Source organism: Sphingomonas sandaracina (assembly GCF_036663695.1).
Classification (GTDB): Bacteria; Pseudomonadota; Alphaproteobacteria; order Sphingomonadales; family Sphingomonadaceae; genus Sphingomonas.
In genome coordinates this window covers 508,252-535,094 of record NZ_JAXOJK010000003.1, presented here as the reverse complement: position 1 = coordinate 535,094, position 26,843 = coordinate 508,252, and the positions used below count along the sequence as shown (strand labels likewise).

Genomic DNA, 26,843 nt, shown 5'->3' with positions numbered 1-26,843 from the left:
GGTCCACCGTCCCGCACGCTCGTAGGCTCCTGAGTTTGCGGAACGGTGGATGCCGGAACAAGCCCGGCATGACGGGGTGCTTGCTGAATTCCTCTGGGATAGAACCATGAAGCGTTTCACCACGGTGTCCGTCCTCGCGCTAGCTGTCGCCAGCATCGCTCCCGTACAAGCGCAGGACGCGACCGGACTCCTCTTCCGCGTTTCCGCGGACAAGTCCCTCACCGCGGACTACGCGACCGGCGACCCCGTCCCGAATTTCCGCAGCGGCGTCGACATCACGCCAGATGGCGCGATCGGCATGGCTGCGCGGTGGGCGGACGACGGTTACGTCGCGTGGAAAGCCCCCGGCAACATCCGCGCCGACCGCGGTACGCTCGCCTTCTTCTGGCGCTCGCGAACGCCGGTCGGCGAAGCGCCGTTCGTGATCTTCCGCACTGGTTTCGCAGATCATACCAGCTGGGACATGGCGTTCCTGCGGATCGACTGGAACGGCCACGGCTTCGACGCCTTCGTGACCGACGCGAACCTCTCGCGCGTCCGCGTCTCCTGGACGATCCCGCAAGCTCCTGCCGCCGCCGCGTGGTCGCACATAGCTTTTGCCTGGGATGAAACCTTGGGAGTGCAACTCTTTGTCGACGGCAAGCTGGTCGCGCTGAAGGACCAGAAGGCCGATCTCGACAGCGGCCTCGACCAATTCGGTCTCGCCGGCCGCGTCATATCCCCGCACCAGGTCCAGAGTCGCTACAATTTCATGCGCGGCTCCGACCTCGACGAGATCCGCATCTACAACCGCATGCTCGCCGCCACCGACGTCGCGTCCCTCGCCGACAAGCGCGAACCAGCCTCCGCTCCCGAGACCGACCCCACCGCCAAACGTGCCGCGTGGCTACATCGCTACGGCTGGAACAAGACCGCGCCGCCGGTTCTCGACGCCGCCGTAACCCGGGTCCGGAAGGTCGAGTTCGCTGGCGCGAAGGACTTGAAGGAGTGGATGTGGAAGGGCGTAGACGGCATCGCAGAGACGACCTGGCCCGGCGTCTACAACCGCTCTCGCCTGCCCGGCCGTAACGATTATTTCGAGCTGCCTGACTGGAATACGTATGTCGAAGGCGGCAAACGCTATGATCTGACGATCCCGCCAGGCGAACGCGTCAACCGCGTTGAAATCCGGGGGGCGGCGTACGGCCGCCTCGACTGGAGCGACGGCAGCAAATCCTCGTCGATCGCCACGCGCGCGCAAGGCATGGTCCGCAGCGTCGACCAGTTCGTCCCCCGCACCGGCGGCACGCTGAGCTTCACGAACACTATGCAGGAGCAGCCGATTCAGGAACTCTGGGCGTACGACATCGGCGCCGGCGCTGAACCCGCAGGCAGCTTCAAGCTCTCCTACACCGTAGACGCAACCGCCTCCCCCAACCTCGCCGTCCTCGCCCCCCTCAACGCCTACATCGCCGGGCGCTTTGCTCCGGACGAACGCAGCACCGTCGTCGCGATGCCTTCCGCCGGCCTGAAAGCCGCGGTCGGCGCAGGCACCGGCGGCGCATCCGGCGCCCCCGTCCGCCGCGACAATGCCGCCCCGATCGTCCACATTCTGATCCCGGCCAGCTTCGGCGACGCGCTCCCCGACCGCCCGCTCGCCCGCGCGTTCGATTACGGCTGGCAGAATCTCAACGACGGCCTCGACGGCATCGCCCTCGACATTCCCGCGCTGAACGCCAAGCCCGACGCCGCCGGCCTGATCGCGCTGAACATTCGCGTGAAGGACCCGATCTGGCCGGGCCGCGACATGATCGACCTGTCCGTCTCGGTCCGCCCGAACGAAGCGCGTACATTGTGGCTCGACCTCCGCGACCGTGTCCTCCCCAACGACAGCCTCTGGCTGACGATCGCGAGCGCCGCCCCCGACTTCGACGCCGCCGCGCTGAACGGTGCCAGGATCCGTTTCGTTTTCAAACCCCGCGCCGCCGCCCTTTCCGAACACATCGCCGATCGCATGGCGCAGGTGAAAGACAATTGGGGCTTCCTTGTCGAGGAGCACACCGCGTCGAAACGTGCTGGCCTCTACCAGCGCCTGTTCGCGGATATCTCCGATCTGCTCCGTGTCGACCCCGGCAATGCCCGCGCCCGTGCCTATTGGGCCGACATCAACTATCGCCCCGAAAACCTGCCCGCGTTCGTCCAGCCGGTCGCCCCCGCCGGCGTCCCCCTGTGGGCCTTCCGCCAACTCGAAGACCTGAAACGCGTGCGGCAGTTCGTCATGTGGTGGATCGACGAGCGGCAAGTCACGTATGGCGATTTCGGCGGCGGCTTATCCGATGACACGGATCTCACCCAGCAATGGCCCGGTCTTGCGCTGATGGGAGTCGAGCCCGACAGGATCAACGCCTCGCTCCGCGCCCTGTCCGATGCGGTCTACAAGAACGGCATGATCGTGAACGGCCTCGGTTACATCACCGCCGACGAACTCCATGCGTACGAAGAGGGGCTGAACAGCAACGCCGAGCGCCTGTATCTCAACTGGGGCGAACCTAAGGCGGTCGAGCGCCTGATGGACAATACGCGTGCCCTGCAGACCGTAATCCTGAAGAACCCCGCCGGTCACATGCACTTCGCCAGCAACTGGTATGGCGGCCGAAAGATGTACCGCGAGGGCGCATGGGAATGGCAGAAACCCTATGCCTTCACCGTCATGCACGGTCCGATGCTGGTCGGCCTCTACAACGCCAACCCGCTCGCGCGTGGCCTCGTCACCGGCGTGATCGACGGCTGGATGGCGCACGGCAAGCAGGGGCCGGATGGCAGCTGGAATTATCCCAACGAGATCAACTGGCGCACCGATGCCGAACGCGTGGGCGACGGCGGCGGCATCACCACGTCGCTACAGGCGACCTGGGCCGCGTGGCGCTACACCGGCGATGCTAAGTACCTCCGCCCGATCGACGCTCGTCTCACCAAGGCCGGCCCCGGCGCACTCGCCGAGTTCAACGAGAACGCTTTCGACGCACTTCCCGGCGGCCCCGCGGCCCGCACAAAGCTCGCCGCCACCCCGTCGCAAGACCCGTTCGCCCGCTACACCGCCTGGGCCGCGACCGGCGACATCGCTCCGCTGGAAGCGCTCCACGCCGACGCCATCGCCGACAAGTCGCAGCACATGGACATGTACACCGAGGGCCATTGGTGGAGCGACCGCGTCGACCAACCGAGCGAGATCCTCCAACGCGAGCGCCTCGGTGGGATCGCGCTGCGGCGCAACCAGAGCTGGCCCGGCAACACGGTCAGCTGGCGCTTCGCCGAAGCGGGCGCGGCCGAACGAGTCGCGATCTTGCTGCCGGGCGCGACGCCGACCAAGTTCCGCGTGATCGCCTATAACACCAGCGATCGCGTCCAGCGCGCAACGATGTCCACCTGGACCGTCACGGCGGGCCGCTGGTCGATGCAGGCATCGAGTAGCACCGACGGCGGCAAGACCCTCTCACCCATCGGCAACGCGCAGACCATGACGCTCGAACGCAGCGCCAGCACCGACGTGACGTTCGCTCCCGGCACGACGCTCTTCGACTTCGCATTGGTTGAGGCCGGTGCACCAGTGGACGAGCGCGCCGACCTCGGCATCGGGGCGGACGACGTGGTCGTGAAGGGTCGAAGCGTAGCGGTCACCGTACACAGTCTCGGCGCAAAGGACGCAAAAGGCGGCCCGGCAGAACTAATCGACGCGACCGGCAGGATCTTTGCCACCGCGAACATTCCGCCGCTAGCGGCGCCACTCGATCTGCAACCCAAAACCGCGACGGTGAAGTTAAAGGTCCCTCCGGGCGTGGATCCCGCAACGCTGTTCGTCCGCATCGCGCTGACCGATGACGAGCCCGAGATTACCCGAGCCAACAACCGCGTGGCATTGATCCGATGATGTCCCCCCAATGACACTTCCCCAAGGTCTTTACGCCTGCCCCGTCGGTAGCGGGTCCACCCAAACCCTGCTCGTGCGGCGCGAGGTCGAAGCGCGCCTGCGCAGGGCCCATTCGTCGCCTTCGTTCGCGACGAATGGAGGCGTGGACGGTGATTCTTAACCGGAGAAGCATACTCGTTGGCCTGGGAGCATCAGCGTTCGCCCCCGCAAAGATCGATGCCCAAACCACCCCACCCCTGCGCCAGGCCCTCGATGCGGCCGCAGCAACCGATCCAGACACCGCGCTCGGACTGCTAGCCCCCTTCGACGCACACTCCCTGCCCACGGGCGACCGCCTCGACCTTACGACGGCGCGCGCCGGTCTTGCGATCGACGCCGCGATCGCACGGTCGTCGTTCGGCCCAACCGGACGCAGCCCCTACCGGGTCACGCCCACGACCGGCGCATGGAAGGCCACCCCTCCCGACGCAACCCGGATCGACGCAGACACCGCTGCACTTCTCGTCGACGCCAAGGCAGACATCATCCTTCCCCGCCGGTCTCTCGACCGCACGATTGACGCTCTTCGGACCGCCCCGGCAAACCTCGCGATCGACCGACAGATCACCGCGCTCGAAAGTCTTCGAGGCGTCGCGCCGTCGACTCCCGGAGTCGGTCGGTTCCGGGGTGGCGCAGACTGGTACGCTCTCCAACTTCGCCGCCCGCTAGGCACGATGACGCCCACCTATGCCGAACGTCGACTATTCGTCGTGCTGAACCGCCTGCACGCCCGCGCCGCCCGCCTGTTCGACCAGATCGGGGCGCCCAAGGGCACGGTCGCGGCACGCTACACCCAACTCTGGCTAGATGAGCGCTTTCTCTATCCCGACACTGACGCTGGCCGCACCCAAGCCATCACCGACATGAACCGCATGCGAGCCACCGCGCGAACCAATATCCAGGCGACGTTCGGCACGCTCCCGCCCTGGTGCCTAAACGCTAGCGCCCGCGCGCTTTCCCCGCAGGAAGTCGCCACCGGCCGCGCCGGTTATCGGGAGGTTCCGACACCGGCACACCCGGGCGCCTATGTCGTCGACCTCCAGGACATCCGCCGGCGCCCACGCTGGACGCTCCCTAGCGTCGTGGCGCACGAACTACTCCCTGGCCATATGATCCAACTGGGTCTGGAGGGTGCCAACCCGCCGCACCCGCTCCGCATCGAATACGCGTCGGCATTCGTCGAAGGCTGGGGCATCTACGCCGAGCAACTCGCCGAAAAAGGCGGCGCCTACGCCGACCCCTACGACGCGCTCGGCCACATTCACTGGCTCCTGTTCCGCGTCGCCCGCGCGCTCGTCGATCTGGGCATCCACCTTCACAGCTGGTCCATCGAACATGCCCGAGAGCGCCTTACCGAATGGCAAGGTCAACCTGCCTATTTTGCACCGTTCGACGTCGAACTAACCCGGATCCCACTCGAACCGGGCACCCGCGTTGCAGAGGCAATGGCGTGGTTGGCGATTGTGGACAATAGCCACAATAGATCGCTTACCAGCTATAATTCCGGCCTATTGCTCCCAGGACGAAAGCGATTGTGATTTCGAGACTTATAAATTAGCCTGATTTGACCTTTCCCACTATCCATAAATGTCGAGCGCCTCATAGCCCTGCCCTTTATATCATGTTGATCTCAGAATTTTTATTTGCCTATTGTGATTTACCATGTCTTTCTAGACTGGGTCACAACGATCTATGCCGCCTCTATCACCGGTCATCTTCAAACGACGGGGGTGCTTCGGTCAACAGAGGTATTTCTGGTCTGATAGATGCCTTTGCTCAGTTTCCGAACCGCGAGATCATCCTTCTTGTAGTCGCCCGGTCCGGGTTCGGCAGCGCCGGCGTTCAGCCCCGACCCTACAGTGGCCGCGCCTTCCTGGCCGGCAAGGCGAGTGCTTGCGGTGAGATCCACCCGAAAGCCTGCCGGTGCCGAACCGGACCTCCTTGCACCGTGCTCTCCATGCTTGAAAACTACGGAGTAACGAATGCCGAGGTAGGCCGAGTCTACTGATCCGTCGATAACATGCGCCGCCATCGCTCTCTCGCGGATGACGATCAGAAAGCGGTGTCGAGACCCAGGCGGAGCGTTCGGGGGCGGAGTGGGGTGACCTGGTCGCGGCCGGTGGTGAAGGGCGTGCCGAGCGCGAAACGGTTGCCGCGGACGTCTGCCAGGTTTGTCACGCCGATGGTTATTCCGAGTGTCCCCAAACCCAGCCGCGCGGTGAGGCCGGTATCGAGATAGCTGCCCTGGAGTTGCCCCAGCACCGGCCCGACCCCGAGCCTCGACGATCCGACGTAGCGCAGCCAGCCATCGACCTTGAGGTCCTTCGATCCGCCCAACCGACGTCGGTAGATCGCGCCGGTGCGCACGGTGATCCGGGCGATGTTCGGAATCTGGCGTAGCCGCGCAAGGATCTGGGCGCGGTTCTCGACCGCGATACCGCCGACGAGCGCGGACAGGCCGGCCGCGGACGCCGGATCGTCGATCCGCCCGTCATTGTACGACACCGCAGCCTCCAGCCGCAGCGCATCGCCGACCGGCCCGCCGATCATACCCTCGATCGTCCAGAGCTGCCCGTCGCCGATATTGGCGGTGCTGGGCAGGCCCGATCCGTCGATGAAGTCGGCCTGGATGTCGCGCCAGGAGGTATGCGCAAGCGTCACCGAGGCGTCGATGCCGGGCCCGCCCGTCCGCAACCCCGCCTCCATTGTCGCGACCCGGTCGTTGCGGAAGCGGCGGACGAAATCGCCGTCGATTGCGAGGCCGCCAGGGCGAAAGCCCTGCTGATAGCGCAGGAACACCTGCATGCGGGGCGTGAGGTCGATCAGCGCCGCGGCCGACGGCAGCACGATCGTCTGCACGCGTTCGGCGGTTGTCGCCAGTTGGACGAGCGCGATGCGTTCGGTGACATCGGCGCCTTCGCCGTCGAGCACCGACCGGGTCACGCGCAGGCCGCCAGTGGCGAGCAGGCCCGGCAGGATGCGCCAGCTGCCCTCTCCGTACAGCGTCGTCTCCGATATGCCGTTGACGACCCCGGTGACGGGTATGAGCTGGTCAGGCGTACCGAACAGCCGCGTCAGTCGGCTGCGGTTGTGGACGTAGCTGAAGCCCGCGAGCCAGCCGGATCCGTCGGGACGCGACGACCAGAGCCGGGTCTCGTTGGCCTGCATGCGCGTGCGGTTGGCCTGCGCGAACAGCCGCACGGGCTCGCCGGGCATGGTGGCGTCGTAGCGTTCCATCAGATCATGCGCGGTCACGCCGCTCGTCGAGCGAACACGTACCGCACCGATCGCGCCGTCGACGACGAGCTGTAGCTGCGTGAAATCCGCCGCGAACCCTTCGGTAACGGGCGAGGAGCGACTGAGCGGGCGACCGTCGCGGTCAGCATATTGGCTGTCGTCGCCACGAATGCGCTGGCCGATGCCGATCAGCCCGACGCTCCAGCCCGGCGCCAGGTCGAGATGCGCGGCGGCGCGGCCGCCTTCGATCCGCGTGCGGTTGACGTCGGTGCGGCCGAGCAGCGGCTTGTCGATATAGCCGCCCTCGGTCGCCGCGTTGGCGACGATCCGGATCGCGAGCCGGTCGGCGATCAGCGGCACGTTCGCCATCAGTTGCGTATCCGCGCCGGGAGCACCGTGCGCGGTCGTCGCTCCACCCAGCGTGGCCGATGCGCTGAACCGCGAGGAATCGGGCGCGTTGGGGACGAGACGGATCAGCCCGCCGAGCGAGCCGGCGCCGTACAGCGTGCCTTGCGGCCCCTCCAGCACCTCGACCGCGGCGAGGTCCGACAGGCGGAGGTCGGGATCGGGCGCGTTGTAGCTGAGCCGAAGATCGCCGAAATACTGGCCGACGGTCGCCTGGGTCGGGCCCGTAAAGCTAGAATCCGCGATACCGCGAATGAACAGCTTGTTACGGCCTGCGCCCAGATAGGTCGATGCGACGCTGGTCAGCCGATTGGCGAGACGTTCGGTGCCCCCTGCACCGCCGAATTCCAGATCGGTGCCAGCGACGCGGGAATATTGCCCCGCGAAATGGCGACGGCTGGTGTCGCGCTTGCTGGCGGTGACGACGATATCCGCGCCGCGATCTTCGGGCATCGGTACCGGCCGTTGGCGGGGGCGCGGCGGGCGCATCACTTTAACGCGGTGCTGCGGCACCAACCGCCAGCTTGCCGGACCGATCGCCTGTATCCTCGCCCCCGCGTCGCGTGCGATCCGGGCGAGCGCGGTCTCGATCGTCAGCTGCCCGTGCAAGGCGGGCACGCGTCGGGACCAGAGTTGCGCATCGGGCACGACGATGCTGGCCCGGCCGAGGCGACCGAGCGCCACCACCTGCTGGCCGACGCTGCCGGCGGGCAGATCGATGGTTATCGGCTCGGCGCCGGCGGTGGTGGTCAGCGCCACGACCGCCACGATCGCCGCAACGCCGCGCCAAGACTTCATCGCCGCGGTTCCAGCATCCAGCCCTCCCCGGTCTGGCGTACCGTGACGTCGAGCAAGGTGCCGAGCAGCGCCGGCCGGTCCGCGACCGTTGTCACGTTCAGCGTGCCGCGGAAGGTCCGTCTCGCGATCGCCGGCGCGGCGGTGACACGCCGGCCGAGATGGCGCGACAAATCCGCCGCGACCTCGCTCAAGGGAACGTCGTCGAACGCCAGCCGTCCTGCATGCCAGCCGCCGACATCGGCGACATCGACCGCGCGGCGGACGAGCGTGGTGCCGTCCGCGACGACCGCCTGGCCGGGAGCGAGCCGCATCGCGGCACCGTCAGGGTCAACCATCACCGCGCCCTCGGCGACCGCCACGACGGTGCGTCCCGCCGCAGTCTTGACGTCGAAGACGGTGCCGAGATCGATTAGGCGGAGCCCATCGACGCGGACCGCGAACGGCCGGGCGGCATCGTGACGGACGCGGAACAGCATCTCGCCACGGTCGACGGTGGCAAGGCGGGGATCGTTGGCGTCGAGCGTCACCTTCGATGCGCCGGCCAGCAGGATGCTGCTGCCATCGTCGAGCGCGACCGTGCGCCGCTCGCCGGCGCGGGTCTCAACGGCGTAGGGCCGCGGCATCTGCGTCCATGCACCAAAACCGATCGCGCCCGCCAGCGACGCCGCGAGCGCCGCACCGACCCAACGCCGCGACCGTGGGGACGCTATCGAATGCGGCACCGCCGCCAACTTCTCCGCGGCCGGCAACGCCGCCGCGGTCGCAGCGTCCTGGATCGCGACGACGGCGCGGTCGTAGCGTGCGCTACGCGTCGCGTCGCCTTCCAGCCACGTCATGAACGCGTCCCAGTCTGCATCCGGCTCGGCCATGCGGATCGCCCAGTCCAGCGCCTCGTCGTCGATCGGGAGGTGGGTCATCGCATCCGTTCCTTGAGGTCTGCCACCGCGCGGCAGGCGATCCGCAGGTCGCTTTCGACGGTGCTGAGGCTGATCCCCAGCTCGGCCGCGATCTGCCGCTGCGGCACGCCGTCGATCCGTGCGCGGCGGAAGATCATTTCCTTGCGCTTGCCGAGCGAGGCCAAGGTCTCGGCGACGCGTGCCGCTTCCTGGCGCGACGCAACGATCCGATCGGCCGACGGATCGCTTGCGACATCGCCATCGCCCTGCCCTTCGCTCCAATTCTGGTCGCGCTGCCCGGCCTGGCGCTGGGCGCGGTAACGATCGATCATCAGCGTGTCGGCAGCACGGAACAAATAGGCGAGCGGGTTGCCGATCGGACCATCGACCCGCCCCGACACCTTTATCCACAGATCGTGGACGAGATCCTCCGCGGCATCGCCGGCCCCGCGCGCCATCAGGAACCGAACCAGCTTGTCGCGATTGACGAGATAGACGGCCTCGATCCCGCTGAGAGACCCGGGGGGAGATCCGGGCGGAGAACCGGAGGGCATAATGGTGACCGGTGGAGAGGAACGGGAGGACAGCCGTCTAGCCGATCCGGTTGCGGTAAAGAAGGCGCCCCACCCCGGGGCAGGGTGGAGCGCCGGTAGACCGCACGTGCGGGGGTGGCGCACGCGCGCTTCGCCTAGAAGGCGAACTGGAGGGCGGCGCGCACCGAAAGCGCGACGTCGCCAAGCCGTTGTTCGGCGCCCGCCTCACCACTCAGGCGGACCTCGCTGGTGCCGGTGATCGCGCGGACCTTGCCGGTCCAGCCGCTGTCGCGCGCTTCGGGGTCGAGCGTGAAGGCGGTGCCGCTGCCGAAGCTGGCGGTGGTGCTGCCCAGCGTGCCGGCGAGATGCTGGCGACGGCCGCCCTCAAGCTCGAGGCGGCTCCACTGGGTGTAGCGATCATCGCCGCCGAAGTTGATACCCGCCGCGAGACTCGCGGTCAGCGCCAATTCGTCGCTGCTGCGCTTGCGCACCGTCAGGTCGTAGCCGGTGCCGCCGCCGGTTTCGCGATAGGCGTCCTCGTTGAACTTGTAGTAATCGAGCGCGAACACCGGGCGCAGGCTGAACTGGCCGACGACATGCTCGTACGATACCGACCCCGAACCGGTGTAGAGCATGCCGTTCCAGTCGCTGTTGGCGATGCGCTGCACCGCCTCGGTGCCGATGACGCCGTCGAACTGGCGAATGCCGTCGAGCGACACAAAGGCGGCGGACCCGCGTGCCTGTGCCGATATCCCGCCCCAGCGCCCGCGCCAGAAGCCGGCGAGTTCATACTGGCTATGGTTCACGCGGTTGACCGCCAGCCCCTCGCTGTCGCGCCCCTTCAGATAGCCGAGCGACACGCCGAAATTGCCGGCTGCGGTCTTGCGTTCGAGCCCGCTGCTGAGCCCCCAGCCGCGCACGTCGTAGCTGGTCGTACTGCGCGCCGCCTTCGACGCGTCCCAGCCGAACGGGGTGAGCCAGAAGCCCCAGCCGCCCTCCTCGCTGAACGCGCCCGCGGGTTCGCGAAGCTGCGCGGCCGCCGCGCGCGACCCCAGCGTCACGCTCTCGAACACGCCGCCGGCATAATTGGGCAGCATCTGGTCGACCGCACCGCGGAACGCCGCGCCGTCATAGATACCGCGCACCGCGGTGGCGAGCTTGGCATCGCTGCCGATCGCCGCATCGATCGCGTCGAATGCGCGGGTGGCGGCGCGGTTGAGGCCGAGCTCGGTCGTGGCCTTCCGGGCGACCTCGACCGCGATCTCGTTCGCCGCGCCGGCAACGATCGCGCCCTTGTAGATGAACGGCACCGCGGTGGCGGTTAGCGTCAGATTGTCGACGCCGGTCAGCGTGCCCGATCGCAGCACGACGTAGCGGCCGGCGATGTCGGCCCCGCCCGCGACGCGCAGGGCCAGCTGGCTGCCCGCGCCGATCGTCGTCGCGCCGCCGACCTGGATCAGGTTGCCGGTCGGGTTGGCCTTGTCGAGCGCGACGCTGAGGATCGATTGGTCGCCGAGCGCGAGCGAGGCGATCGACGCGCCGCCGCTGGCCGCGAACGTCCCGCCGCCGGACGCCACGGTGACCGCAAGGTTGGTCGCATTGGCCAGCTTGCCCGCGAACACGCCCTTGCCGCTGATCGCCAGCACGTCCTGCCCGCCGCCCGCGAAATCGGCAGTACCGTCGAACCGGGCGGTGCCGCCGATCGCAACCGTGTCGGCACCGCCCCCGAAGCTGGCCGACCCGGCATAGGCGCCGGTGCCGCTGAGATCGAGGCGGTTGCTGCCCGTACCGAACGCGACGTCGCCCGCGACCGCGCCGGCGGCGACCTCGAGCCGGTCGTTGCCGGTCCCGAAGCGGATCGTACCGGTGACCGTCGGTGCGTTGCCCGTGGTCGGCGCGGTCTGACGGACGACCGCACCGCTGGTGTTGGCGGTCAGGTCGATCGCGACCGACCGCGCGGCGTCGCCGCCCGCAGCACCGATGACGCCGCTGTTTTCCACCAGCGTCACGCCGCCGGTGCGATCGAGGACCGCGAAGGCGGTGGCCCCCGTGGCGGCCGAACGGATCGTGCCGCTGTTGCGGATCGTCGCCACCGACGCGCCGGTGTCGATCAGGACCGCGGTGGATTGCGTCGTCGCGGTGCCGCCGCCGGCTGCGTTCACCGCGCCCGTCACGCGCAGTTCGGGCGTTGTCGCCCCGGCACCGAAGCGGATGCCGGTCGCCGCCGCACCGTTTGCGGTCGCCTGGACGGTGCCGCCGATCGCCACGCCTTGCGCGATCGCGACGCTGCCGCCGAGACCGCCGATCGCGATGCCGGTTGCCGCGATGCCGCTATAGATGCCGTTGCCGGTGACCTTGCCGTTGACGATCAGCCCTGCCGCGGGCGCTGCAGCGGGCGGCGTGGCGGCGACGGCGCCGATCGTGATGCCGCGGTCGGCCGCGCCGATCTGGAAGGCTGGTGCGGCGCCGAACGACGCCACGTCGGCGGTCTTGCCGGTGGCGTTCGACAGCGTGATCCCGCCGGCCACGTCGCCCGCGACGATCAGCGCGGAGCCGCCCTGCAACAGATCGTCGGCGTCGAGCTTCGATACATCGGCGGGGGGCGTCGTGTACCGGTACCCGGTGGTGCCGATCGCGCCTTCGACGACGAGCGCACCGCCGATGTTGCCGTCGAACCGCGCGCCGACCGCGTCGCGACCGATCGCGGTGATCGTACCGCCCAGCGTGACGGTGCCGCTCACCGCCCCGGCCCGCACCCCGGTCGAGCGATCACCGAGAACGACGGTCTTGCCGGCATGGACGAGGTTGCCGGTCAGCGGGCCGCCCAGATGTATGCCCGCGGAGTCATTGCCTTCGACTGTGATCTCGCCGCTGTTGGTGACGGTGCCGGTGAACGCGCCCGCCGTGCGGATGCCGGTGCGGCTTGACCCTTGTGCGAACGGTCCGTCGAGATCGCCGTCCTTGTCGGTATCGGTGGCGGTGTAGCTCTCGTCGACGATGATCTTGCCGCTGTTGGTGATGTCCCCGCGCACCCCTGCCTGCGCCAGGATGCCGGTCGCGCCGTTGGCGTCGGCGACTTGGATCGTGCCGGCATTGGCGACGCTGTTGTTGCTGTCGATCGTCACCGCGGTGCCGCTGGTGGGAGTAACGCTGCCCGCTGCCGTGATGCTGACGGAGTCGGCGCTGCCGGCCTTGACGGTCGCGGTGTTGATGGGGGTGTTACGTTTCGTGTCGATGACCGTCTGTGCCGAAGCGGACGCAGCGGCGACGAGGGCGAGCGTTGCGGACGAGGTGAGAAGCAAGCGGTACACGTAATCGATCCCCTTCGGATGTCTTCATCCTCCAGACGGAGCCGATGTCCCCCAGCCTTGGTGCACGTCGATTTCACGTGTCTCATTCATAACAGCGCAGGCGCCTGCAGCGGGCACGATCAGCGAACGGGAAACGCCATTCGGACGATCGTGCCCCCGCCCGGTGCGCCGAGGATCGACACAATGCCACCATGTCGTTCGACGACCTGCTGTACCAGCGCGAGCCCGAGGCCAGCCCCGGTCGATCGCGGCCTCAGGCGATGGAATGGCTCGAAGACGCGTTCACGTTCATCCAGCGGTATCCCCGGCCCGTCATCCTCGACCTCGATGATCGATCCGGTGACACGAATGGTCACGCGCCGCCCGCCATGGTCGATCGCATTCTGCACCAGATTGACGATCACGCGTTCGATCGCGCCCGCGTCTCCGCTTATCGGCAGTGCCTGTTCGATCACGACCTCGATCGTGAGGTCCGACGCGATCAGCAGCGGTGCAAGATCGCCGGCGACACCTTTCACTAATGCTGGGAGGTGAATATCCGCGCGGGTCCCGATGACATCCAGCCGCTGAAGGTCGAGCAATTGCTCGGCAAGGTTGGCAAGCCGTTCGACGTCGCCAGCGAGCCGCCGCGTCGCAGGCTCGTCCGCCGCATCGACCTTGACCCGCAGGATGGCGATCGGCGTCCGCAGCTCATGCGCTGCAGACGCGATGAACCGGCGCTGGCGTTCATATCCCATGTCGAGGCGGCCGAGCACGTCGTTCACCGCGCGCACGAGCGGTAGGATCTCCCGTGGAACATCTGCTTCGCCAAGCCGCCAGCCGTGCTGGTCGGGGTCCATCTGCGTCGCTTCCGCCGCGATCCGGTTCACTCCGGCAAGCGATCGCCGGACCGTCCACGGCGTCACGATCAGCGATATCAAGGCGAGCACCAGAAACACCGGAATCGTGAACATGTTCGATGCCATGAAGACGACAAGGGTCAGTCCGGTCAGCTTGCCATGCCCCAGGACCGTCAGCGGGCCGGCTGGCCCCGTCTCACGTCGGATGACGGCGGACAGGCGGTACGGCGCCGATCGGTCGCGCAGGTGCGCGTAGGACAGTCCGTGCAGCTTCCCGATGAACGACGTGTACGCCACCGGGATCTGGCCGAACGCGACGCTTCGGCCGGTGTCGTCTTCCGCCACGAACCAAAGGTCGGGTGACGTCTTGTGCAGCTCGACAAGGTCGGGAGTCATACGGAATGACAGCCCGCCGCCTCGATCGCGGACGATCGCGTTGGCGATCACCGGGGTAATTGTCTCGTCGGTGTACAACCCGCCGCTATCGAGGCGCGTCGCGACGGCCAGTATGATCCAGAACGATATAAACAGCGTCACGAACTGAAAGATCAGCGGTTGGACGATCAGACGCCGCTTCAGCGACCGCGATTTCCTCGCCGTCATGGCAGCGCGCGTAACAAATAGCCGACACCCCTGATCGCGTGGATCTCGATCCCGGCCCCGGCTTCGGTGAGCTTGCGTCGAAGCCGCGAGACATGGGAGTCGAGTGTGTTGGATTGGACATCGTCGTCGAACCCATAAACCGCCTGTTCGAGCGCCTCGCGCTGGACGGTCCTGCCGCGTCGCTTCACCAGTGATCCGAGCACCAACAGTTCCCGGCGACCGAGGTCCAGCCGGTTGCCCCGAACGGTCGCCTCCTCGTTCGTCAGATCGAAAACGAGCGAGCCGACACGGACCTCCTCCAAACCCAGTTCGGCCGGACGACGTCTGACGGCACGGATGCGGGCGAACATCTCGTCGAGCGCGAACGGCTTGATGAGATAGTCGTCGGCCCCCTCGTCGAGTCCGGCGACCCGATCGAGCACTTCTCCCTTCGCGCTCAGCACGATGATCGGCAGCCCGGGATTCTCGGTGCGCAGTGCCGGGATGATCGAAAGGCCGTCACCGTCGGGCAGGGTCCGATCGAGAAGCACGAGGTCATAGCAGAAGCTGAGCGTCGCTTCGCGCGCCATCGCCAGCCGGTCGGCATGATCGACGATGAAATGCTCGCGTTCGAGCGCACCGCGTAGCGTGTCGGCAAACTCGAACTCATCTTCTACCAGCAGAATCCGCACCAAGGCACCTCATGTCGACGTTAATGGAAACTCCATCATCCAAACGATGGGCACAAGATGTCCCCGGAGCGGGGGGCTCGGCGGCACCCGGATGCCAGTCTAGTTGTTGTACTGGGCGCGTTCCTTCTCGCGGGCTCTGCGCGCCCGCTTTTCCGCGAGCTTTTCCCGGGCCGGTCTTCCCAGTTCCTGGTGCATCAGCTGCTGGTCTAGAAAGGTCGACATCTTCTGGTCGCGCCGTCGCTGCTGTTGCAGCATGCAATCGGTATAGGCCGGCGAGCCACGATGTGCGCCCATCGTGGCACAGGTAGCCTGATCCTTGTCACGTTTCTTTGCCGTGGCACCGCTGCTCAGCGTCATGGCGACCATCATGGTCGCGCCGATCGCAAGGTTGCGCAACACCGGCGCGTTTATTTTCAAATTGATCATGGGATCTCTCATGGTTCTGCGTGGGCAAACCAGCGCCAGGGCGTGCGTAGTCGGGGTTTGAACGGCGGCGTAAAGGCGGCAGCGGCAATCGCTGGTATTGGCCGCCGCCCATGCGTTCTACCGATACCGCCAACCGCCATGATGCCGGTAACGTTGATGGTAATAGCGCCCGTTATTATAGTATCGGCCGCGATACCGACGGTCGTCATGGCGACGAGCATTGTTGCCATATCGACCGGGACGATGCCGGATCTGATGACGATCAGGTCGACCACGACGGACTTCGCCGCGATCATGGCGCTGCTCGTAGCGAGACCGGCGGTCACCCTGTTGCGCAATGGCAGGAATGGCCGCGCCAAGCGTAACGAACGCGGCGACGGCAATCATAAGTCTTTTGATCATGTCACTCTCCTGTGACCTTACACTGTGGTCACCAGACGATGTGACAGGCGTAGATTGCCCGAACATGGCGGGTCAGCTTGATGCCAGATTAATCCGAGCCCGTTCCGAACGTCCGACCGCAAGCTTCAACCGGGTAACGCACGCCCTTCGGTCAAGCATGCACACGCGGACCGGGCTTGAACCCGTGCCGACGCGCACTGAAAGCAATGCACAGCGCGGTCAGCGAAAGGACAAGCACCACCCAGGAGAAGGTGCCCGCGCCCGAGCTATCGAGCAATATGCCGCCGACGATGCCGCCCGCGGCAATTGCGCTATTCCAGACGGTGGTGATCATGGCGTTAGCGAGGTCGACACCGTCGCCGGCAGCATCGGCAGACGCCGTCTGAAGCTGTGTCGCGGCACCACCGAATGACAGTCCCCAAACCACGATACCCCCGATCACCACCGCAGGGATCGTACCGAACAGGCTGAAGGCCAGCGCGACGGCCACAAAGGCGATCAAACTGGTCAATACCAGGCGGCGCAACATGCGGTCCACCAGCAGCCCCGTCACCCAGATGCCGACAAGCGCGGCAACTCCAAAGGTAAGCAGCAGCAGATCGACCCGACTTTGCAGGCCCGACAGCACGGCGAACGGCGCGACATACGTGTAGAGGATATTGTGAGCCGTCATCCAGGCGAAGATGGTCGCAAGGATCGGACGGACACCGGGGGTGGTGAAGACGGCGCGGATCGACACGCGCCGGTGCGCCGCTTGGCCAGCGAAGTCGGGCACGGCCCACAGCACCCAGCCTATGAGCAGGACAGTCGTTCCCGACATCGCGAAGAACGCCGCCCGCCAGCCTACGGTCGCACCGAGAAAGGCGCCAGCCGGTACGCCGAGCGAAAGGGCGATCGGCGTGCCGACCATGGCGATCGCCAGCGCTTTGCCCTTGAGCGGACCGATCACCATTCGGCGCGCATAGCCTGCCAGGATACCCCAAGCGAGGCCCGCCGCTACGCCGGCAAGGAAACGGACGACCAGCGTCAGCCAGTAATTACCTGAGATGGCGGTGATGGTATTGAAGAACAGGAAACCGACGATAGCCGCCAAGAGAGTAGGCTTTCGACGAAATCCTTGCGTCCAGGCGGTCAATGGTATCGCAGCGACCAACGAACCCGCAGCATAGGCGGTGACGGTCTGCCCGGCCAGCGCTTCGGAGACCCCGAGTCCCTCTGAGATGCGCGGGAGCAGCCCTGCTGGTAGCGTTTCCGTCAGGATTGCGGTGAAGCCGGTCATGGCAAGCGCCAGGAGCGCAGCGATCGGCAGCGTATCGCGCTCGCCTTCCGCGCGTGCGGGAATCGGGATTGCCATAGCATACCTCATTTGTGGATTGGATAGTCCATAAGTGCGCGGCGCGTTGCCGGTTGTCAACGATTTATGGATCGACTATTTCAGAAGTCAGCAGAGGAGCTCGATATGGCCCGCACCGGACGTCCGCGCGAATTCGATCGCGACGATGCAGTTACGCAGGCCATGCATCTGTTCTGGCTGCATGGCTTCGAAGGTGTGTCGTTGGAACAGCTGCGCCGATCGATGGGCGGCATTTCATCGGCAAGCTTCTACGCGGCGTTCGGGTCCAAGGAGGCGCTGTATCGCACCGCTCTTGAAAAATACCGCGGGACGCATGGCAAGGTGATGCTGGCTTTGCATGATGAGAGTCTTTCGCCGCGCCAACGCATCGAACAAGCGTTGCGCCGGTCGGCCGAGATGCAGACCGATTCCAGCCATCCGACGGGCTGCATGGTCACGCTTTCGAGCATGATCTGCTCTGCCGACGGGGGATCCGTTCAAGCGCTGACGTCTGCGGAGCGGGCAGCAAACCGAGAGGCCATCCGTGCCTGTGTCGATGCCGCCATCAAGGCCGGTACACTTCGGCACGACACCAATCCGGCTGGCCTGGCGGCGCTGTTCGAGGGAGTTCTGGTCGGCTTGTCTATTCAGGCGCGAGATGGCGTTTCACGCAACGACCTTGATGCGGGGGTCACGCAGGCACTGGCCGCTTGGGATGCGAACTCCGGTCGGCCTTGAAGTTGTGGTGGCAAACTGATTACCCAAAACAGTAAATCGATGACGCGCGCGCTCGTAGCCGCACACGGGAAAGCATGGTCGATCGCGCCGCCTCAACGCCATCCGAGCGCTGGTGCGACGTGGGTCAGGACGGACTCGAGCACATGCGCGTTGTAGTCGACGCCGAGTTGGTTCGGCACCGTGAGCAGCACCGTATCGGCTTCGGCAATGCCCTCGTCGGCGCGTAGCTGTTCGATCAGCTGCTCGGGTTCAGCCGCATAGGACCGGCCGAACACGGCGCGCATGTTGTCGATCACGCCGATCTGGTCGCTGCTCTCCCCGCGCCCGAAATAGGCACGGTCGCGATCGTTCATCAGCGCGAAGATCGAGCGCGAGACCGACACGCGCGGCTCCCAGTCATGCCCCGCATCCTTCCAGGCCTGACGGTAGAGCCGGATCTGCTTGGCTTGCTGGACATGGAGCGGTTCGCCGCTCTCGTCCGCCTTTAGCGTCGAGCTTTGCAGGTTCATGCCGTTCTGCGCAGCCCAGACCGCGGTCGCGTTCGACGACGATCCCCACCAGATGCGCCGTCGCAAGCCCGGCGCATGCGGTTCGAGCCGCAACAACCCCGGTGGATTGGGAAACATCGGGTTCGGGCTGGGCTGCGCGAACCCTTCGCCTTTCAGCACATCGAGCAGGACCGCGGCATGTCGGCGACCCATGTCGGCGTCGGTTTCGCCCTCGGCGGGCGCGTAACCAAAGTGACGCCACCCTTCGACCACCTGCTCGGGCGAGCCGCGGCTGATACCGAGCTGCAAGCGGCCACCGCTGATCAGGTCGGCCGCCCCTGCATCCTCCGCCATGTAGAACGGATTTTCGTAGCGCATGTCGATCACGCCGGTGCCGATCTCGATCCGGCTGGTCCTGGCACCGACCGCAGCCAGAAGCGGAAAGGGCGATGCGAGTTGCTGGGCGAAGTGATGCACGCGGAAATACGCGCCATCGGCACCCAATTCCTCGGCAGCGATGGCCAGGTCGATCGACTGCAACAACACGTCCGAGGCGGACCGCGTCGCGGATTGGGGCGACGACGACCAATGGCCGAACGAAAGGAACCCGATCTTCTTCATGACACGATCCTGATGTTCATCGCCGTCCAAGCTGATCTCGGCGAGTTGACTTCGTCCCACATAGATAGGGAGTGGGCGACGTCGCGTCGCGGCAACGGCGGGAAACGCAGCTATTCCGTTTTGCCGGCGACCCGCGATGATGCAGCGACACCCTCCGCGGTGCGCCTGCCCTGCGCGGAATTGATGACGTCAGTGGCCATCGTCCAGGTACCGCGAGCCGTGCAGGGCAAGGCCGGCCGACAGCATCGAACCGAGACGATCGGGGGAGGATACCGACAGGCTGTTCCACGAGAATGCCGAACGGGATGCCCCGCCATCCGACCAGATGCGCTGCGCAACGATCATCATTTCCTCGGGCGTGGGTGCTCTCCCCTCACCCACGCAATCGATGACGGCATCCACGAACAAGGGGCTGGTCGATCGCGACATGCTGAAGCTCCTCTTTGCGGCTGGAGTTGGATGTAGGTGTCGCCAGCTGCACCGACATGGCCTTCGACTTGATACGCGCCAGACGGACTATTGCGCGAGCCGGTTGACACGAACGCTGTATCTCCCGGACCCGTATCGGCGTAGGCTGCGGTATCGCCATCACCCTTGCCGCGAGCACGGTGACGATAGAAAGCTGGAACCAGCTTCCGCCCGCAGTGCCGAGTGCCTGCCATGCCCAACGTTCAAGACTACGATCTCGCCTACAGCAAGAAGCGCGAGCAAGCCGAGCGGCAGGCGTCCGCCTTGGCGAAGGACAGGTGTTCTAAAGCCGTCCATCGATCCTTGGCGATGCTGTACGGTGACCGCGTTATTTCCGCCCGGCGCGCGATCAATGAGGGCGGCTTGAAGCCATAGCGTCGCCGATGGCGCGCAGGTCAGTCCGAATATGGCCGTCGCAGCGATGGGCCAACAGAACCGCAACAGGAGTATTCCGATGCGTCCCACCATCACCGCGTTCGACTGGGTCCCCGATTTCGCGAAGGGGCAGGTCCGCGACCTCCGCGTCCGCTGGGCGCTCGAAGAGGTCGGCCAGCCCTATGACGTGATCTACCTGAGCCAAGGCGAGCAGAAGCAGGCGCCGCACCGGGGGCGCCAGCCCTTCGGCCAGGTCCCGACCTATGAGGAAGGCGACGTGTTGCTGTTCGAGTCGGGCGCGATCGTCCACCATATCGCCAACACGCACGGCGATACGCTGCTGCCAGCCGATTCCGCGGCACGGGCGCGCGCCGTCGAATGGATGTTCGCCGCGCTCAACACAGTCGAGCCGCCGATCATGGATCATGCGATCGCCACGCTGTTCGAGCGCGGCGAGCCGTGGTCGGCGCCGCGCCTGCCCTCGGTGCTCGACCGGATCGACGAGCGGCTCGGCGAACTGTCGCGACGGCTGGGCGACCGGACCTGGCTCGACGGCGACGTCTTCACCGCGGGCGATCTGCTGATGGTGACGGTGGTCCGAATCGTCGCCCAAGATGGTATGCTGGACGGCCATCCCAACCTGATCGCCTATGTCGAGCGGGGCACCACGCGTCCTGCCTTCGTAAAGGCACTGGCCGACCAGATGGCCGGCTTCACCGGCAGCCCCCCGCCCGAATTCGCCGCATGGCTCGCCACGCAGGGAGAACAGGCATGACCTATATCGAAGGCTTCGTCGTCGCGGTGCCGACCGCCAATCGCCAGGCCTATCTCGAACATGCGACCGGCGCGGTGGCGTTTCTCAAAGAGTTCGGCGTGGCGCGAATGGTCGAGAATTGGGGCGACGACGTTCCCGCCGGTACGCTGAACGACTTCGCAGGGGCGGTGCAGGCGACCGCGGACGAGACCGTCGTCTTCAGCTGGTTCGAATATCCCGACAAGGCTGCCCGCGATGCCGCCAGTGCCAGGATGATGACCGACCCGCGGATGGAGGCGATGGGCGCATCGATGCCCTTCGACGGCAGCCGGATGATCTATGCCGGTTTCCAGGCGGAGGTCGAGGTAGGCTCGGCGGCGGGTACGGGGTATGTCGATGGCATCATCCTGCCCGTCTCGCTCGCGAACAAAGACGCGTATTTCGCCTTGGCGCGTACGGTGTCGGCAGCCTTCCTCGAAAACGGCGCGATCCGCGTGGTCGAGACATGGGGCGACGATGTCCCCGCCGGCGAGAAGACCGACTATGCCCGCGCGGCGCATGCCACCGGAGACGAGGTCGTCGTCTATTCCTGGGTCGAATGGCCAGACAAGGCGACCCGCGACGCCGGCATGCCCAAGGTCATGGCGGACGCGCGGATGCAAACCCCGCCCGCCGACCTGCCGTTCGACGGCAAGCGCATGATCTATGGCGGCTTCTCCACCATCCTGGACGCATGAGGATACAGCCGCTGCACAATCCCGAAGGCGGTCCGATCCGGTTCGAACTTAACACCGCCGACGAGGCCAAGCACTTTTACGCGGCGACGATCGACTGGACGATAGCACCCTCGCCCATGGCCTAGCATGGCAGCTATTTGATCGCGCGTCTTAGCGGGACAGCCGGCGCTCCTGATCCGATCATCGACCCCGCTTTTGGTCCATCAGCACCACCTGCTCGGGGGGGCTTGTCTGTACGGCGGATGCAACGCGCCTTTTGCCCTCGAGCAGTTCCTCGCGCGTCCGATCAATGTAGGCCGTGCGCGATGCCGATTGTCTCGGAAATAACACCAACGACGTTTTCGGGACGCGCGTAGCTTCCCCATTCCACGATGGTGAAACGGGAATGGCAGGGCAACACGGGCAATTCGCGCATGATTGATCGATGTTGTCGATAACAAGATCGCTATCGATATACTTGATCCTATGCCTAGCTACACCGTCACCATCGTCAACGAACACTTCATTCAGTCGGGGGAGCAGGAGTCGCCCGATAATATCGAAGCGTGGAAATCTGCTGTCTCGAGCGCGATCACGATCGCTGCCGACCAGGTTTCACATGGTAGTCCTTTTTTCGGTGCGGAGGTTACCGTCGCGCTGGGTAAAGAGCAGATCGGTCGATACCTTGTTTCCGTGGGCGCCATCGCGTTGAAGGACTAAAATTAGGGATCGTGCGCAATCATCCAAACGGTGTTGCCGGAAACGAGCCGCGATCGATACGGCCGGCGTTGGAGCAATTGCGATAGCTGGACGGGAACTGTTCGGGCATTCGCAAGCTTAATATATGTCGACATGCGCTGATTTGACGGCAGCTAAACGACCTCTCCCTCGATCGTAGAGGCCAGTTCAAATGTCCCACCCAAAGCCCGCGTCGAAGTTTTCGGATTGTCCGCGTGCAGATAGGCTGCGTCAAAATCGCCGACCGCTGAAAGGGCTTCCCAGTTCTCGATCTGGACTGCCCGCTTGTCCCGCGTAACGAGCCCATCAGTACGGAGAAGCTGAAGCGTGCGGTTGACGTGCACCGGGGTAAGCCCCGTAGCATCGCCAATCTGCTCCTGCGTCATTGGCAGTTCATAGCGGTTTCCCGTCATCAGCCCCGCGGATCGGAGGCGTACCGCGATCTCGCACAGAAGGTGCGCGACGCGCGTTCTCGCGTCGCGGCGACCGATATTGGCTATCCATTCACGAAAAATCGAGCCTTCGACCAGCGTTTCGAGCCACAGTGCGCGGCCGATCGCAGGAAACGCAATGGCGATATCCTGCACTGCTCCTGCCGCCACGTAAGCTACGTCTCCCGCAGTAAGCATTTGAATGCTGTGATCAGCAACGCCCAAGAAGGCGTTCTGTATATCGAGCATGTCGCCCGGTATATGGATCGACAGGATCTGGCGTCCGCCATTCCCGACGATCTTGCTTCTAAACGCGAAACCGGAAATCAGGACGCAGCAATTCTTCGTCAGATCCCGTTCGCGAATTACATAGGAATGGGGACTGAGCGACCTGACATTGAAAGGTAGACCGTGAAAAGCATCCCGGTCCTTTCTAGATAATACGGCTCTCTGCTCCAGCTTGCGCAGTGCAGGCGCGAGATATCCCGTAGACGACAGGTGCATAAAAGTCTCACCGTTGCGGTGATGCGCAACCCATGCGGGTAAATATTTGCCTGCGCTATGCAGATTAAATCACGTTATTTGAGAAATCTCTGCGCTAGATCACAAGGGTCGAATTTATAATGGATTTGCTATGGTCTGATGCGGTGTTGAATGGGGGGTATAATGCGTCGCCGAACGTTCTGTTGGCACGGCATATGCCACGATGGGGCTAAACGAGCCGTATGCCCCGAACGGTGCGAGGACGCGATGAACAATCCCTGGGCGATTAAAATGGAGCAATTCACGTCGTTTACCGATAGCGAACGCGCTCGCCTCGACGCCATCATCAGTTCCAAACAGCGTGAATTCCAGGCACAGTCGGACGTGATCGCCGACGGTTCGCATTCGGAATACTGCCATGTTCTGCTGACGGGGCTGGCATGCCGTTACAAGATACTGCCGGACGGCGAACGCCAGATCATGGCCTTTCTGGTTCCGGGAGACCTTTGCGACGCCGAGATATTCATCTTGAAGAAGATGGATCACGCGGTTGGCGCGCTTGCCCCCAGCACAACGGCGATGATCCATTCCAGCGAGATGAAAACGCTTTTGCGTGAAACGTCTTCGATATCCGAAGCACTGTGGTGGGGGACGATGACGGATCTGGGAGTCCTGCGCGAACGCATCGTCGATCAGGGCAGGCGCGACTCCAGCGAACGCCTTGCCCATCTGCTGTACGAAATGCTGGTCCGCTACCGGGTCAGCGGCGCTACCAAGACAAACTCGATCGACTTCCCCATTACCCAGACCGATCTCGCCGATGCCACCGGCATGACGCCGTCGCACGTCAACCGCGTGTTGCAACGCTTTCGCGAGGACGGGACGATCGAGCTTCGGAACAGGACGTTGACCGTAACCGATCCGGCGCGCCTGAAGTCCCTCGGACAATTCAATCCTGCCTACCTACATTTGCACAGGACCGAGGCAAATGACCTGGCCGTCTCAGGCCGCGTCGGCGACCTGATTTAAGCAGCGAGTCGTTCGCTATGACGGCGCTTTTACTGGTGGGTTGAGTGAATTTGTGGGTTTCGACAAGTCACCGCGGATGAAGCCCAGTTGCGGTCTGGATGACTAACGGAGGCGTTGGTGTCGCGGTGCCAAGCAAGGCTGTAAAATGACCGCGAACTCCGTCCGATGCTTGATGAAGTAGCCGTCGTACTTGAGCATCGTACAGACTAGCCTCTTCGTTTGCTCGCCGGTGTATCATGTTCCACGTTCCAAATTCCGGAGTCGTGATCCGACGGTCGGACAACACTGTTAGATAATAATGCCGAGTATCGCGCTTGATCCGTTCGAAACATGCTTCGACGCTGACGCGAGGTCCTTCGATGGCCTGAAGAAAGCTTTTTCCGTCGGACCAGAGCAATCCGGTAATGCCGTCTATGGCGTTGTTGTGGCGGGACTGGTTGAGAATGCTGGCTAAATCAGCACCGTCGCCCCGAACACTACTCAGGCTCACATACACGATTTTAAAAAAGCGAATCACCGAGAACGATTGAATTTCTATACGCCAGATGCTTTTCCAAATAAACTTCAACTAAATACAAGTCGTCCTTCAGTTTTTTTCTAAATATCCAGTTATTACTTGGATTTGGTGGTAGCGGGGCGTGGGCGGAATTATAGAAGTCTATAACTTTATTACCATCGCTATCCCATGCGTTGATTTTCACCTCGACTTTTCCTCCATCTTTCCGGGGATTTAATCGAAATAAAATTCCATCATTTTTTAAACTTACGTGCTGCACAAAGGTATATTCTTTCTGGAAAACCTTTAGTGCATCGGAGACTTGGCAATACTTCTCCCATTCACGACTTTCATTACCCAGCATATGTAGCAACGTCTCTCGTTCTGGCTCCGATCTAAGGCAGATATTTCTTAAGCACTCGCGCAAATTAAGCGGAGAGTCGCATAGAACTTCAGCGCATCGCGCATCTGTATAGGATCGATCACCCCCGGTAGATCCTTCGGAAAAAACTTTCGAAAAGGGAATTTTCGAGAAATAATGCTCGGTGCTTCCTGGAACAGTATCCCCAAGTTGCATATTTTTGTTAGAGAACTGTACATTTTCACTTGTCAGAATCGTCTTCGCATCAAGTAATAACATGACAAATACGGGCGCATGCGCGGCCTCACCGTAGTTGCACTCACCTATTTTACGAATACCTTCAATATGCCATTGCGTTGGCGTTTTCGGCCTAAAGTAGAGCCTAGCCGAGTTGTGCGCATGGTCACGGGCGTCGATAACACCCGGCGCAGCAACATCTCTTTCGCGTTGATTTTGATCGTCGTTTCGCGAGCGGATACAGCCATCACGAAGAATACCAATCGCATTTTCGATTGGAGCATGATGAAAAAGATGGGCAGGCCAATGCTTGCGATGGGCATAAAACCCAGTCGTAAGGTTCGCCTGCCAAGTCGAGATATGATTGTCTACAAACGCCGCACTTAGTGCCATGATAGTTCATGCTGTTCTTTAGTCTGGCCTGTGGAGGCCAGACCGCGAAATTGTGGCTTGGGCTCTACCGCAAACTCTGGCTCGTTCTGACCCGCGCGCTGGATTTGAACGGGCCTCATGTCCGGCAACACGCTAAGAAGCGATAGTATCGGTTCAGCACCGACACTACTAGCCCAGCCAGCATCCCGCTTTGTTACCAAGCCGGATTGCACGTCAAACCAAACACCGCGCAAATCGTCCTCGTCCAACAGACAACTACTTTTTTCCGTCTCGATAGCCAAACCTCTGTCATGGCGTAAAGTCGCCCTGAAACTTGACGCAGAATCCAACGTTGTAAGACGGCCCTGTGAATAGGATATCACCTTACCGATGGATTCCATAAAGCCCGTAAAGTCGCTACTGGACGAGCGGTCGTTACGCAGAGCCTCGGCAATCGGCTCAAGATGCTCCGGCAATCCTACGTCGACGGTAAAGTCATGGATATAGACGGGAATATTGACCCGGCATAGGTAATGTTCCATTACGGGACGTACTTCGGCCCAGTCCAGCCCGCCATTTCCACAACCAAGCTGTGGGAAGGAAACTTCAGTAATACCTTGACCTACGTAGGCATCCACAAATTTTTCAAGACCCCGCTCGATCCACTCAATTTTGGAAGGGTTCTTCCAATGGATCTTGGTAGGAAAATTTAACACCCAGCCTTGCCGACCGCGCCATAGCCAAAGCTTACCGGGTTCAAGAGCCTTACGATCGCATATCTTCTTATAACCAGAAAACATGTCGGGCTCACGATGCTTAAAAGCTTGAGCCAGCCCCTTGCCCATAACGCCAACACAGTTGACGGTATTGACGAGCGTTTGCGCAGGCGAGTCAAATATACTTGTCCTGCGATAAATCAGCATTCGCCGTACCCCTTGCCGTGGTGTGAGGCGCTCGACACTCGCACATGGCAGAACATAATGAGAACAATCGCGTTAGCAGCTTCAGTATGCTCTGTCCACCTTAGTGAAGCATAAATCCAAAGCGCATGACAAGCGTTTGGCGAGATCAGTGTTAGGCGGCGCACAACCAAGGGGTTTGACTTTGTTGGGCGCTATGCTGGGTGCCGCCACGCC

General features: G+C 63.6%; 24 protein-coding genes. 8 read left to right on the top strand and 16 right to left on the bottom strand.

The annotated features are described in order from the left end of the window. Positions 1–106: 106 nt before the first annotated feature. Together U1707_RS11970 and U1707_RS11965 are read left to right on the top strand one after the other, a co-directional pair. Complete coding sequence (locus tag U1707_RS11970; protein WP_332800281.1) at positions 107–3,907, top strand: LamG-like jellyroll fold domain-containing protein; 3,801 nt, start codon at positions 107–109, stop codon at positions 3,905–3,907. Positions 3,908–4,056: 149 nt separating this feature from the next. Next, entirely contained in the window at positions 4,057–5,484 is a 1,428-nt protein-coding gene (locus tag U1707_RS11965; protein WP_332800280.1) for a DUF885 family protein, read from the top strand. 179 nt (positions 5,485–5,663) lie between these two features. On the opposite strand, the gene U1707_RS11960 is transcribed toward U1707_RS11965, so the two are convergent. The 10 genes from U1707_RS11960 to U1707_RS11915 form a co-directional block, all read right to left on the bottom strand. Continuing rightward, positions 5,664–5,978 (bottom strand): hypothetical protein, encoded by a 315-nt coding sequence (locus U1707_RS11960; RefSeq protein ID WP_332800279.1) that lies wholly within the window; start codon positions 5,976–5,978, stop codon positions 5,664–5,666. Between the two features lie 20 nt (positions 5,979–5,998). Continuing rightward, the gene (locus tag U1707_RS11955; RefSeq protein WP_332800278.1) at positions 5,999–8,386 is read right to left on the bottom strand and encodes a TonB-dependent receptor; all 2,388 of its coding nucleotides are present in this window, start codon (positions 8,384–8,386) and stop codon (positions 5,999–6,001) included. Continuing rightward, entirely contained in the window at positions 8,383–9,303 is a 921-nt protein-coding gene (locus tag U1707_RS11950) for a FecR family protein (protein WP_332800277.1), read from the bottom strand. Before U1707_RS11950 ends, U1707_RS11955 begins: the two co-directional genes overlap by 4 nt. Continuing rightward, entirely contained in the window at positions 9,300–9,836 is a 537-nt protein-coding gene (locus U1707_RS11945) for an RNA polymerase sigma factor (RefSeq protein WP_332800276.1), read from the bottom strand. The genes U1707_RS11950 and U1707_RS11945 overlap by 4 nt, the downstream gene beginning before the upstream one ends. 134 nt (positions 9,837–9,970) lie before the next feature. After that, positions 9,971–13,126: an autotransporter outer membrane beta-barrel domain-containing protein gene (locus tag U1707_RS11940; RefSeq protein WP_332800275.1), complete on the bottom strand. Its 3,156-nt coding sequence runs from the start codon at positions 13,124–13,126 to the stop codon at positions 9,971–9,973. Between the two features lie 119 nt (positions 13,127–13,245). Continuing rightward, positions 13,246–14,568, bottom strand: a complete 1,323-nt coding sequence (locus U1707_RS11935) for a sensor histidine kinase (protein WP_332800274.1) — start codon at positions 14,566–14,568, stop codon at positions 13,246–13,248. Then, the gene (locus U1707_RS11930; RefSeq protein WP_332800273.1) at positions 14,565–15,239 is read right to left on the bottom strand and encodes a response regulator; all 675 of its coding nucleotides are present in this window, start codon (positions 15,237–15,239) and stop codon (positions 14,565–14,567) included. The genes U1707_RS11935 and U1707_RS11930 overlap by 4 nt, the downstream gene beginning before the upstream one ends. Positions 15,240–15,338: 99 nt before the next feature. After that, positions 15,339–15,665 carry a hypothetical protein gene (locus U1707_RS11925; RefSeq protein WP_332800272.1) on the bottom strand — a complete coding sequence of 109 codons (327 nt, stop codon included), beginning with the start codon at positions 15,663–15,665 and terminating at the stop codon, positions 15,339–15,341. Between the two features lie 8 nt (positions 15,666–15,673). After that, positions 15,674–15,961: a hypothetical protein gene (locus tag U1707_RS11920; RefSeq protein WP_332800271.1), complete on the bottom strand. Its 288-nt coding sequence runs from the start codon at positions 15,959–15,961 to the stop codon at positions 15,674–15,676. A 257-nt stretch (positions 15,962–16,218) separates the two neighbouring features. After that, entirely contained in the window at positions 16,219–17,421 is a 1,203-nt protein-coding gene (locus U1707_RS11915) for an MFS transporter (protein WP_332800270.1), read from the bottom strand. A gap of 105 nt (positions 17,422–17,526) precedes the next feature. Here U1707_RS11915 and U1707_RS11910 point away from each other — a divergent pair, with 105 nt between their 5' ends. Then, positions 17,527–18,138: a TetR/AcrR family transcriptional regulator gene (locus U1707_RS11910; protein ID WP_332800269.1), complete on the top strand. Its 612-nt coding sequence runs from the start codon at positions 17,527–17,529 to the stop codon at positions 18,136–18,138. Positions 18,139–18,230: 92 nt separating this feature from the next. Here the strand turns inward: U1707_RS11910 and U1707_RS11905 are convergent, their stop codons facing one another. Together U1707_RS11905 and U1707_RS11900 are read right to left on the bottom strand one after the other, a co-directional pair. Next, positions 18,231–19,247 carry an LLM class flavin-dependent oxidoreductase gene (locus U1707_RS11905; RefSeq protein ID WP_332800268.1) on the bottom strand — a complete coding sequence of 339 codons (1,017 nt, stop codon included), beginning with the start codon at positions 19,245–19,247 and terminating at the stop codon, positions 18,231–18,233. Between the two features lie 189 nt (positions 19,248–19,436). After that, positions 19,437–19,676, bottom strand: a complete 240-nt coding sequence (locus tag U1707_RS11900; protein WP_332800267.1) for a hypothetical protein — start codon at positions 19,674–19,676, stop codon at positions 19,437–19,439. 493 nt (positions 19,677–20,169) lie between these two features. On the opposite strand from U1707_RS11900, the gene U1707_RS11895 reads away from it, so the two are divergent. The 4 genes from U1707_RS11895 (at position 20,170) to U1707_RS11875 (ending at position 22,280) form a co-directional block, all read left to right on the top strand. Further along, positions 20,170–20,865 (top strand): glutathione S-transferase family protein, encoded by a 696-nt coding sequence (locus U1707_RS11895; protein WP_332800266.1) that lies wholly within the window; start codon positions 20,170–20,172, stop codon positions 20,863–20,865. After that, a complete protein-coding gene (locus U1707_RS19035) occupies positions 20,862–21,581 on the top strand; it encodes a DUF1428 domain-containing protein (protein ID WP_443025690.1) in 720 nt (239 codons plus the stop codon). Before U1707_RS11895 ends, U1707_RS19035 begins: the two co-directional genes overlap by 4 nt. Further along, positions 21,578–21,706 carry a hypothetical protein gene (locus U1707_RS11880; RefSeq protein WP_332800265.1) on the top strand — a complete coding sequence of 43 codons (129 nt, stop codon included), beginning with the start codon at positions 21,578–21,580 and terminating at the stop codon, positions 21,704–21,706. Before U1707_RS19035 ends, U1707_RS11880 begins: the two co-directional genes overlap by 4 nt. 292 nt (positions 21,707–21,998) lie before the next feature. Continuing rightward, positions 21,999–22,280, top strand: a complete 282-nt coding sequence (locus tag U1707_RS11875; protein ID WP_332800264.1) for a hypothetical protein — start codon at positions 21,999–22,001, stop codon at positions 22,278–22,280. 152 nt (positions 22,281–22,432) lie between these two features. On the opposite strand, the gene U1707_RS11870 is transcribed toward U1707_RS11875, so the two are convergent. Beyond that, positions 22,433–23,233 carry a Crp/Fnr family transcriptional regulator gene (locus U1707_RS11870; RefSeq protein ID WP_332800263.1) on the bottom strand — a complete coding sequence of 267 codons (801 nt, stop codon included), beginning with the start codon at positions 23,231–23,233 and terminating at the stop codon, positions 22,433–22,435. Between the two features lie 246 nt (positions 23,234–23,479). Between U1707_RS11870 and U1707_RS11865 the strand changes: the two genes are divergently transcribed. Further along, on the top strand, positions 23,480–24,241 hold the full coding sequence (locus U1707_RS11865; protein WP_332800262.1) for a Crp/Fnr family transcriptional regulator: 762 nt from the start codon (positions 23,480–23,482) through the stop codon (positions 24,239–24,241). A gap of 67 nt (positions 24,242–24,308) precedes the next feature. On the opposite strand, the gene U1707_RS11860 is transcribed toward U1707_RS11865, so the two are convergent. The 3 genes from U1707_RS11860 to U1707_RS11850 are packed head-to-tail and all read right to left on the bottom strand — an operon-like array spanning position 24,309 to position 26,630. After that, a complete protein-coding gene (locus tag U1707_RS11860) occupies positions 24,309–24,758 on the bottom strand; it encodes a BLUF domain-containing protein (RefSeq protein WP_332800261.1) in 450 nt (149 codons plus the stop codon). Then, on the bottom strand, positions 24,742–25,728 hold the full coding sequence (locus tag U1707_RS11855; RefSeq protein ID WP_332800260.1) for a DarT ssDNA thymidine ADP-ribosyltransferase family protein: 987 nt from the start codon (positions 25,726–25,728) through the stop codon (positions 24,742–24,744). The genes U1707_RS11860 and U1707_RS11855 overlap by 17 nt, the downstream gene beginning before the upstream one ends. After that, entirely contained in the window at positions 25,719–26,630 is a 912-nt protein-coding gene (locus U1707_RS11850; protein WP_332800259.1) for a macro domain-containing protein, read from the bottom strand. The genes U1707_RS11855 and U1707_RS11850 overlap by 10 nt, the downstream gene beginning before the upstream one ends. Positions 26,631–26,843 lie beyond the last annotated feature (213 nt).

Bases quoted from the DNA above. Each gene is read 5' to 3' on its own strand.
- U1707_RS11970 (WP_332800281.1), top strand. From the start codon at position 107: ATGAAGCGTTTCACCACGGTGTCCGTCCTCGCGCTAGCTGTCGCCAGC.
- U1707_RS11960 (WP_332800279.1), bottom strand. From the start codon at position 5,978: ATGGCGGCGCATGTTATCGACGGATCAGTAGACTCGGCCTACCTCGGC.
- U1707_RS11955 (WP_332800278.1), bottom strand. From the start codon at position 8,386: ATGAAGTCTTGGCGCGGCGTTGCGGCGATCGTGGCGGTCGTGGCGCTG.
- U1707_RS11950 (WP_332800277.1), bottom strand. From the start codon at position 9,303: ATGACCCACCTCCCGATCGACGACGAGGCGCTGGACTGGGCGATCCGC.
- U1707_RS11945 (WP_332800276.1), bottom strand. From the start codon at position 9,836: ATGCCCTCCGGTTCTCCGCCCGGATCTCCCCCCGGGTCTCTCAGCGGG.
- U1707_RS11935 (WP_332800274.1), bottom strand. From the start codon at position 14,568: ATGACGGCGAGGAAATCGCGGTCGCTGAAGCGGCGTCTGATCGTCCAA.
- U1707_RS11925 (WP_332800272.1), bottom strand. From the start codon at position 15,665: ATGATCAATTTGAAAATAAACGCGCCGGTGTTGCGCAACCTTGCGATC.
- U1707_RS11920 (WP_332800271.1), bottom strand. From the start codon at position 15,961: ATGATCGCGGCGAAGTCCGTCGTGGTCGACCTGATCGTCATCAGATCC.
- U1707_RS11915 (WP_332800270.1), bottom strand. From the start codon at position 17,421: ATGGCAATCCCGATTCCCGCACGCGCGGAAGGCGAGCGCGATACGCTG.
- U1707_RS11910 (WP_332800269.1), top strand. From the start codon at position 17,527: ATGGCCCGCACCGGACGTCCGCGCGAATTCGATCGCGACGATGCAGTT.
- U1707_RS11905 (WP_332800268.1), bottom strand. From the start codon at position 19,247: ATGAAGAAGATCGGGTTCCTTTCGTTCGGCCATTGGTCGTCGTCGCCC.
- U1707_RS11900 (WP_332800267.1), bottom strand. From the start codon at position 19,676: ATGTCGCGATCGACCAGCCCCTTGTTCGTGGATGCCGTCATCGATTGC.
- U1707_RS11895 (WP_332800266.1), top strand. From the start codon at position 20,170: ATGCGTCCCACCATCACCGCGTTCGACTGGGTCCCCGATTTCGCGAAG.
- U1707_RS19035 (WP_443025690.1), top strand. From the start codon at position 20,862: ATGACCTATATCGAAGGCTTCGTCGTCGCGGTGCCGACCGCCAATCGC.
- U1707_RS11880 (WP_332800265.1), top strand. From the start codon at position 21,578: ATGAGGATACAGCCGCTGCACAATCCCGAAGGCGGTCCGATCCGGTTC.
- U1707_RS11870 (WP_332800263.1), bottom strand. From the start codon at position 23,233: ATGCACCTGTCGTCTACGGGATATCTCGCGCCTGCACTGCGCAAGCTG.
- U1707_RS11865 (WP_332800262.1), top strand. From the start codon at position 23,480: ATGAACAATCCCTGGGCGATTAAAATGGAGCAATTCACGTCGTTTACC.
- U1707_RS11855 (WP_332800260.1), bottom strand. From the start codon at position 25,728: ATGGCACTAAGTGCGGCGTTTGTAGACAATCATATCTCGACTTGGCAG.
- U1707_RS11850 (WP_332800259.1), bottom strand. From the start codon at position 26,630: ATGCTGATTTATCGCAGGACAAGTATATTTGACTCGCCTGCGCAAACG.